This window comes from Pedobacter sp. (assembly GCF_045628745.1).
Taxonomy (GTDB): Bacteria; Bacteroidota; Bacteroidia; order Sphingobacteriales; family Sphingobacteriaceae; genus Pedobacter.
In genome coordinates this window covers 1-8,654 of record NZ_JAZQPU010000404.1, presented here as the reverse complement: position 1 = coordinate 8,654, position 8,654 = coordinate 1, and the positions used below count along the sequence as shown (strand labels likewise).

Annotated in this window: 7 protein-coding genes; 5 read left to right on the top strand and 2 right to left on the bottom strand. The window is 37.8% G+C overall.

Features of this window, described 5'->3' with window-relative positions; translation table 11 throughout:
- Window positions 1–115: 115 nt before the first annotated feature.
- Both istA and istB read left to right on the top strand, forming a co-directional pair.
- Window positions 116–1,660 (top strand): IS21 family transposase, encoded by a 1,545-nt coding sequence (gene istA, locus ACR2F7_RS14765; RefSeq protein WP_432714314.1) that lies wholly within the window; start codon window positions 116–118, stop codon window positions 1,658–1,660.
- A gap of 14 nt (window positions 1,661–1,674) precedes the next feature.
- The gene (gene istB, locus ACR2F7_RS14760) at window positions 1,675–2,403 is read left to right on the top strand and encodes an IS21-like element helper ATPase IstB (protein WP_432714313.1); all 729 of its coding nucleotides are present in this window, start codon (window positions 1,675–1,677) and stop codon (window positions 2,401–2,403) included.
- A gap of 140 nt (window positions 2,404–2,543) precedes the next feature.
- On the opposite strand, the gene ACR2F7_RS14755 is transcribed toward istB, so the two are convergent.
- Both ACR2F7_RS14755 and ACR2F7_RS14750 read right to left on the bottom strand, forming a co-directional pair.
- Window positions 2,544–2,939, bottom strand: coding sequence for a hypothetical protein (locus tag ACR2F7_RS14755; protein ID WP_432714312.1), 396 nt, complete (start codon window positions 2,937–2,939; stop codon window positions 2,544–2,546).
- Between the two features lie 41 nt (window positions 2,940–2,980).
- Window positions 2,981–4,072: a hypothetical protein gene (locus ACR2F7_RS14750; protein WP_432714311.1), complete on the bottom strand. Its 1,092-nt coding sequence runs from the start codon at window positions 4,070–4,072 to the stop codon at window positions 2,981–2,983.
- A 262-nt stretch (window positions 4,073–4,334) separates the two neighbouring features.
- Between ACR2F7_RS14750 and ACR2F7_RS14745 the strand changes: the two genes are divergently transcribed.
- The 3 genes from ACR2F7_RS14745 to ACR2F7_RS14735 form a co-directional block, all read left to right on the top strand.
- Window positions 4,335–5,384 carry a response regulator gene (locus ACR2F7_RS14745; RefSeq protein WP_432714310.1) on the top strand — a complete coding sequence of 350 codons (1,050 nt, stop codon included), beginning with the start codon at window positions 4,335–4,337 and terminating at the stop codon, window positions 5,382–5,384.
- A gap of 382 nt (window positions 5,385–5,766) precedes the next feature.
- A complete protein-coding gene (locus ACR2F7_RS14740) occupies window positions 5,767–6,195 on the top strand; it encodes an Hsp20/alpha crystallin family protein (RefSeq protein WP_432714309.1) in 429 nt (142 codons plus the stop codon).
- A 205-nt stretch (window positions 6,196–6,400) separates the two neighbouring features.
- On the top strand, window positions 6,401–8,654 hold a 2,254-nt coding region (locus tag ACR2F7_RS14735; RefSeq protein WP_432714308.1), incomplete at its 3' end, for a cation-translocating P-type ATPase.

The following is an 8,654-nucleotide window of genomic DNA, read 5'->3' as shown; positions in this document are numbered from 1 at the left end:
TGCATATATCAGTCTATAGCGGGCCACCTGTATCGGTGATACTGGGCCAGTCATATCGGTGATACCGGGCCAATTTAAACAAAGCAGTATTTTACAGCACACAAAACTGTAGAAGATGGCCGGCCACCGAAAAGACATGTTAGATATTCAACGTATTATTCAATTAAAAGCCCGTGGCGAAAGTAACCGTTCGATCGCCAGATTATTAGGGATAAACCGTAAAACGGTTAATGAGTATGTCCTGAACCTGGGTGGTTCTGGCAAAGATTTCTCAGAATTAAGCCGCCTGGATGAAGAATCACTGGCTTCTATCTTGCCTGAGCCAAAAGTATTCAACAAGCCACAGGCCTTTGTGGATCTTCAAGCGCTGGTTCCCACCTATAAAAAAGCCCTTAAGCAATCCGGATTTACCTATTTAAATATCTGGGAGGAATACCACAAGAATTATCCTGATGGATATGGTTACACGCAGTTTAAAGCGCATATACAAAAGGCTTTTGCTGTTCAGCAGGCATCTTTTCATATGGAACAGATCATGGGAGAGAAATTGCTGATCGACTATGCTGGTGACAGGTTCATCCTCACCGATAGGGAAACAGGTGTAACACGGCCTGCAGAGCTTTTTGTTGCTATCCTTGCTGGTAGCGGTTATACCTATGTAGAGGCAAGTGAAAGCCAGCAGAAAGCATCTTTTTTAAACAGTATGCGACGAAGTCTTGAGTTTATTGGTGGTGTACCCAAACTGATCGTAACCGATAACTTGAAGTCCGCAGTTACCCAGGCTCCTCGTTATGAACCTGAACTCAATAAAGACTTTAAAGCCTTTGCCCTGCATTACGGCACTGCGGTTTTAGCCACCCGTGCACGTAAGCCAAAGGATAAGGCGTTAGTTGAAAACGCAGTCAGACTGGTCTATCAGCGGATCTGCTTTGCTTTAAAAGATCAGGTGTTCTTCAATCTGCATGCTCTCAATGCAGCCATCAGGCCATTATTGGCTCTTTATAACGATAGAATGTATCAGCAAAGGCAGACCAGCCGCACCCAGCTATTTCTTGAACAAGAACAGCCGCTACTTTCCCCCTTACCCGCACAGGTCTTCACTTTAATCACCTATAAACAGGCTACGGTCCAAAAGAACTACCATGTGTTTATCAGCGAAGACAAACATTATTACAGTGTTCCTCACCAGTATATCGGCAAAAAAGTGGAGCTTCGTTACAACCAGACACTCCTTGAAGTTTATTCCTCCGGCTCCAGAATAGCCTCTCATTCCAGAAGCAGCAAAAGCGCAGGCTTTTCTACTACTTCCACCCATATGCCCGATAACCATCAGTTCATGCAAGGATGGAATATGGATGACTTTTTAGCCTGGGCTAAATCTAAAGATCCAGTTATTCACGGGTATGTAGAAACTGTATTTGCCCAGCGTGCACATCCTGAACAAGCTTGCCGATCATGCGGGGGCATACAGCGCTTGGGAAAGGTCTATGGAACCGACCGCCTTAAAAGTGCCTGTATCCGTGCAGCAAGCTTTGAGCAGTACGGATATAAAATACTGGAGTCTATACTGAAGCAAAACATTGATCAGCAGGATCATGAGCAGCAGCAGCAGGGTTTACCTGTGCATGATAACTTACGTGGGGCTACTTATTATCATTAATCCAATATACAGATATGAATACACAACAAACATTAGAAAAAATGAAGAGCTTGCGCCTTCCGGGAATGTGGCAGGCTTACAGCAGCAGCATTGAAAGCCAGGGACATTTACAGTTGACTGCCGATGAACTGCTCAGCATGCTGATTGATGCAGAATGGCAGGACAGATCAAACAAGAAAGTGGTCAGGTTAACCCAAGGGGCAGCTTTTCGTTACTTATCTCATTTATCCGAGATCAACTATCAGGCAGCCCGAGATCTGGACAAGGAATTACTAAACAGGCTTGCAACCTGCCAGTTTATCCAACAAAAAGAAAACATCCTGATCACTGGCCCCACTGGTGTAGGCAAAAGCTTTATCGCTTCGGCTATTGGACACCAGGCCTGCGCGATGGGCTACAGAGTCGCATATTACAATACAGCAAAACTCTTTACCAGATTACATGGAGCCCGGGCTGATAACTCCTTATATAAAGAAATCGCTCGGATAGAAAAACAGGACCTACTAATCCTGGATGACTTTGGCTTGCAGAATTTAGACAAGCCGCAAAGAGATCTGTTGATGGAAATTATTGAGGATAGACATAATAGCAAATCAACCATTATTGCCTCTCAGCTACCTGTAAGTACATGGTATGAAGTAATTGGTGAGGGAACAATTGCTGATGCAATCCTGGATCGACTCGTTCATAGAGCACACCGCATAAGTTTATCAGGAGAATCCTTGAGAAAAGTGAAAAAATAACCCTATAATTACTGGCCCGGTATCACCGATACAGCTGGCCCATCTTCAAGCGATACGCTTGCCCCGGAATCACCGATATATACAACACTTTCGTCATTCAAGCAAATCGACAAATGAGGAAGACTGAGGAAGGCGTGCCATTAATTTATATTTTCTACAGTTAAAAAGAGTTCTCTTTTTAGTTTCCTATATCTCTCTGTAAGTTCAACCATTAAAGATTCAAGCGTAGTATGCTTGGTTTCAATTGATTCATTATTTTCATGTTCTTTTCCTTCAGCTACCAGTGCAATCTGACGGAGTAGTTCATTTACTAAAGTTTGAACTTTTTGCCTTTCCTCTTCAAGAACTTTTAATTCCTCTCCCAACTTCTTTAATTTTTCAAGATCTGTTGTTGAAGATGAACTGTTCGCATACTTATTCAATAAATGGTGAAAAAAGTTGCTTTCTACATTAAAAAATTCTAAATCCGAAGCCCAGCGTTCGGCGATCACATAATACTGAGCCGATTGGGATGATAAATTATCAGATGTTTCCATAACTATTATTTTATTTAAATTTACTAAACTTAAGCCAATTATTACTTAACCAATGCGATGTGTTCATAGTTCTTTAAACTGTCAGGACATACAAAATCGACGTCGCCACCGTTAACAATCACTTTTTCTATAATTTTATCAACAGCATCCCTTATATAAGACATTCCATTTTCTGGTTTTTGTGATCGTTCTTTCAAATCCCATTTTAAACCCCTTTGGGGTTGATAAATAAATGTACTTTCCACATATACCTTCTTACCGATATTATTTCTTACTGCCTCCAATACGGGGTTTATTCCTTTCACCAATTTATGTTTTCTATCGGCAGTATCCATTGTATTAACGGCTATACTATCCTTTTTACGTTGCCACTCTTCTAAATTAGATTTTAATATTTCCTCCAGTTCGGCAAATGTCATGTTATCGTAATTACCATTTATATATCCTGCAATGGCATCCAAGTGTTTACTTATTCTTTTAAATTGACTTATTAATTTTTCTGCTCCCATCAGAAACACAGGTAAATCATAATTATAGATCACTCTACCAAGATCTATATCTATATGCCGTAAAAAGTTTTCGATAACAATTTGCTTGTGATCCTTTATATCAGTTAAATGAGCCACATTTTCGGGCCATTCATCTATATATGCATAAATGAATTCTGGAATTCTTGTTCCTATTTTGGTAAGTTGGTTTAAATTTCCATGATAAATGCTAAAGCGTTTCACGCTTAATAAGAGTAATAGATATTTCGCGGATTGTTTCTTACTGTAAATAAGATCCCGGATTGCAAATGATTCATCAATGACAATACGTTCCTGGACTTTAACGTCCAGATACACAATTTTTTCAAATACAGATGAAACATAAATGGCAACACCCTTTTTAGGGGTTTTTACATCAACGTTATCTATAGCTGCTTTCAATTTCATTATCATGAGTTGGGTTATCTCCTTGGAATAATTGTTTTTAAGCTCCAGCTTCACTTTTTCTACTGCAATTTTAAATGAATGACCCCACTCAGGCTCCAAATTTATTTTAGCAATAAAAGGCATGATCAGAGAAATCGAAGGCCTGAAATGGGCCGTTTCAATAATTTCTTTAATTTCTGGTGTCATAAACCGTTTCATGATGTTACATTTATAATAGCCACTTAGTGGTTTTTTGCTTTTTTACTCCTTGTTCGGTTTTATGCAAAACTCTGGTGAAAAAATTGAATAACTAGACTAAGTTCCATAATTCTCATGGGCTTTCAAATGACCACTGTCAGCTTGCATCATGATCTTTGTCATAATATTGATATCAGTTGAAAAAAATAAAACTAATTAAACATTTTTGGCCTTCAACATGTTAGTATATATGTAGTAGTTGTCGAAACTTCAAACAATTGATATGAAAACTATTCTTATTATTGAAGACAATTTCGACATTCGGGAGAGCTGTATTGAAATACTTGAACTTTCAGGCTATAGGGTTCTTCAAGCCGATAATGGGAAATTAGGGCTTAAGCTCGCACTTCAACATCATCCAGATTTAATTTTATGTGACATTATGATACCCGAAATAGACGGATATGGTGTCTTATATGTATTGAATAAGAATGATAACACCGCAGATATTCCTTTTATTTTTCTTACGGGGAAGTACGACCTGATAGATTTTAGAAAGGGGATGGAAATGGGTGCAGATGATTACCTTATTAAGCCTTTTGATAATATTGATTTGCTTCATGCAATTGAAACAAGAATTAGTAAGCATTTGCGACAAAGGTCTTATCAAAGTACCACCTTAGAAAACAGGAGAAAATTTGTATCAGGTACAAATAAAGGTATCCTGGAATTAAAAGAGCTGGTTACAGGGCATTCAATTAAACGGATAAAAAAAAAACAGATTCTATATTGCGAAGGTGACACTCCGTCCGGCTTATATCTTATAGCAGAGGGGAGTATAAAAACGATAAAAACAACTGAAGATGGCCGGCAACTGATCACTGGTCGGTATAAAGTAAATGATTACATCAACCTGAATACACTCTTACTTGATGAAGAATATACTGAAACTGCAGAAGCTATTGAAAATACATCGGTTTACCTTCTCCCGAAAGATCAGATTATTAGTTTATTAAATAATCATCCTGATATAAGTTCTGATATTATTAGAATTTTATCCTATCATATTCATGAAAAGGAAGAACAAATGCTTGAACTCGCTTACCAATCTGTTAGGAAACGCATGGCGAGTATTTTGTTACGTTTGAGCAAAAAATTACACGATACTCAGGAAATTGTTATTTCGAGAGATGAACTTGGAGCAATTGCCGGCATGGCCGTTGAAACAGTAAGCAGGACGCTAACGGATTTTAAATGTGAAGGCATTCTTGAAAAAAATGGAGATCTTATTAAACTACTGAATACTGAAAAACTAAAAAAAATGAAAAATTGAATTCCTGAAATAAACACCTTTTCATCTTGACGAGGACCTGAATTTTTATTAGAAAATTGTCATGTTCTAATCTTTTGGAGGATAAAAAGTCAATTGAGTTTAGGTTATCAAAATTGACTGTGCTAAATATCACCACTACAGATGATTGTTATCATCACTTAAGTTACGGTAATTTCCCAACTTTAGCTAATTGAACGATAACCCCTATGTTACAAAGTTTAAAAAACTATTTTCTTATAGCTCTTTATTAGAAAGTTCCGAAAAACATATTTTTAAAGACAAGGTGCCATTATTGGTCCTTCCTCTAAAGTACTAGGTAACTTAAAGCAATAATATAAAATTGAATAAAATACCACCCTTTATTAACTTTAAAACAATAATTATGGCAAATTTAGTAAAATCCAGTAGTGTTCCCTCACTTCGGTCAGTGATGGAAGATTTCTTCAACAACGATTTTTTTAACAAACCACTTGTAGGAAATGAAGTCCTGCCAGCGGTTAATATCAGGGATGAAGAAAATAGTTATGAATTGGAAATGTCAGCACCAGGATTTAAAAAAGAGGATTTCAATATTACTTCGGAAAACGGTATGCTGACCATAAGTGCTGAAACAAGTAGCGAACACAAGGAGGAAAAGAAAAACTACACCCGGAAAGAGTTTTCTAGTTCTTCTTTTTCCCGAAGTTTCAGCCTACCTGATAATATTGAGGATGATCAAATTAAAGCGAATTATGAAAATGGTTTACTTAAGATCAGTCTAATAAAGTCCACAAAACTGGGCCATGGTAAAAAGCAAATAAGTATTGAATAATTCACCTGGACTGCCCCTGATGGAAAAAGGTTCATTAAGGGCAGTCTTATTGACACCAGAATCCTTACCGGTGCAGTTCCACTTTAATCGTATCTTAATAATTTAAATAAGTTTAGCTAATATTTATGCATCTCGTTTAAGCTTTAGTTGTTTTTTAAATCTTAATGTGTCTTGAGTATTGAATTAACTAATTATAAATGATCTGATGGAGATCCAAGGTTTAAACTCACAACAAGTTATTGCTGCAAGGAAATTACATGGAAAAAATTCTTTCTATCATAAAAAGCAAAATCGTTTTCTGAATTTTTTGACAGGTTTATTAGATGAACCGATGGTCATCTTGTTGTTAGTGGCTTCAGCGATCTATTTTATTAGTGGAGATGTCGGTGACGGGATTTTTCTTTGTATAGCCATACTTTTAATATCTGTCATATCATTATATCAGAATTCAAGAAGCAGAATTGCGCTGGCACAACTTAAGGATTTAACAGAGCCAGAATGTAAAGTGATAAGAAATGGAAAAACACTGCAGATTAAAAGGGAGGAGCTGGTTGTTGGTGATAGCATGGTAGTTGAAGAGGGTACTTTTATAGCAGCAGATGGAGTCATTGAGCAGTCTAACGATTTTTCTGTAAATGAATCTATTCTTACAGGTGAATCTTTACCGGTCTATAAAAACCATTCAGATCAAGATAATCACATATATTCAGGTACCACTGTGTCTGGTGGATTGGCTATCGCAACTGTAACCGCAATTGGAAATGAAACCAAATTGGGTAAAATCGGTAAAAGCCTTGAACAAATTAAGGAAGGTAAAACTCCGCTGGAAGTACAGATCAGTAATTTTGTTAAAAAGATGGTTTTTGCTGGTATTGTAGTTTTTGCAATAGTCTGGGCTATAAATTTCCATAATTCAAAAAATGGTTTAGACAGTTTGATGAAAGCACTCACCATTGCAATGAGTATTTTACCGGAAGAAATTCCGGTGGCCTTCACCACTTTTATGGCACTGGGTGCTTCCAGACTAATGAAGATGGGAGTACTCGTTAAACAGATGAAAACAGTGGAGACCTTAGGAAGTGCGACTGTGATCTGTACTGACAAGACAGGAACCATAACGGAGAATAGGATGTCCCTTGCGGCGCTTTATACGACTGAATCACGCAAGATTACCGATTTTCAGGGTGAACTTAGTCTGGAAGAAAAAATGCTGGTGAGAACAGCGATGTGGGCGAGTGAGCCCATCCCCTTTGATCCTATGGAAGTAGCCTTACATCATTCTTATGCGGATCTTTTTCCACTTGACGAAAGGCCGCAATATTCGATGAGGCATGAATACCCTTTAGGGGGAAAACCACCAATGATGACACATGTTTTTGCAAATGATCTTGGTGATCGGATTATAGCTGCAAAAGGAGCTCCTGAGGCATTGATGAGTGTTAGTAGTTTAAATGATGATCAAAAAGAAAGCGTAAGAATGGCCATAAAAGCGATGGCAGACAATGGCTATCGTATTCTTGGGGTCGGAGAATCAAAATTTACAGGCGATAATTTTCCGGAGAAACAACAGGATCTTAATTTTAACTTTAAAGGATTGGTTGCTTTTTACGATCCCCCAAAGAAGAATATTAAGGCGGTTTTTGGGGCTTTTTATGCTGCCGGAATTGACGTGAAAATTGTGACCGGTGACAATGCAGCAACAACTTCTGCCATTGTTCGTCAAATAGGTTTTCGCGGTGCTGAAAATACTATTAATGGAGAGGAGCTGATGAGTTTGACAAATACCCAATTAAGAAAAAGTGTAACTGAAACTTCTATTTTTGCGAGAATGTTTCCTGAAGCGAAGCTGAAGATCATTAACGCTTTAAAGGAAAATAATGAAATCGTTGCTATGACTGGTGATGGGGTAAATGACGGCCCTGCGCTTAAAGCGGCCCATATAGGGATTGCCATGGGAAAAAAGGGTACGGAACTGGCCAAACAAGCCGCCTCTTTGGTATTGATAGACGATGATCTTGAAAAAATGGTAGATGCCATTGCAATCGGAAGACGGATATACGCGAATCTTAAAAAAGCGATTCAGTATATTATATCTATTCATATTCCTATTATTCTAACCGTATTTGTTCCTTTGGCATTAGGATGGATTTATCCTAATATCTTTTCTCCTGTACATATTATTTTCTTTGAATTGATCATGGGCCCCACTTGTTCTATTATTTATGAAAATGAACCCATAGAAAAAAATACCATGTTACAAAAGCCCAGACCTTTTTCCAGCACCTTCTTTCACAGAAAAGAACTGTCGACAAGTATTATTCAAGGAATAGTCATCACAGCCGGAGCCTTAATTACTTATCAATATGCAGTGTACCTAGATGTAGGTGAAAAAACCACAAGAACAATGGTATTTACGGTTTTGATTGTGGCAAATATTTTTTTAACCTTAATTAACCGTT